General features: G+C 34.0%; 2 pseudogenes. One reads left to right on the top strand and one right to left on the bottom strand.

The features are described 5' to 3' along the window. Positions 1 to 127, top strand: a pseudogene (locus IDG64_RS14915) (helicase-related protein); the annotation flags it as partial. Here the strand turns inward: IDG64_RS14915 and IDG64_RS15420 are convergent. Further along, positions 114 to 244 (bottom strand): annotated as a pseudogene (locus IDG64_RS15420) (hypothetical protein); the annotation flags it as partial. The pseudogenes IDG64_RS14915 and IDG64_RS15420 sit on opposite strands and share 14 nt — an antisense overlap.

Genomic DNA, 244 nt, shown 5'->3' with positions numbered 1-244 from the left:
AAAGTTATTGACTGAATTCGAAAAAGGTAACGGTGATATTTTACTAGGTACTCAGATGATTGCGAAAGGATTAGATTATCCAAATATTACTTTAGTTGGTGTGCTGAATGCAGATACAATGTTAAATAATCATTTTTTTGAACATCCAATATTGAATAATGATCCGGATTATACGTTTGAATGATGACTTGACCTGCCTTTTCATGACGACCAGCTCTACCAGCCACTTGCGTTAATAGTTGAT

Origin of the sequence: Staphylococcus sp. EG-SA-15 (assembly GCF_017151895.1) — a bacterium.
GTDB lineage: Bacteria > Bacillota > Bacilli > Staphylococcales > Staphylococcaceae > Staphylococcus > Staphylococcus aureus.
This window is presented reverse-complemented; position numbering and strand designations above follow the sequence as displayed.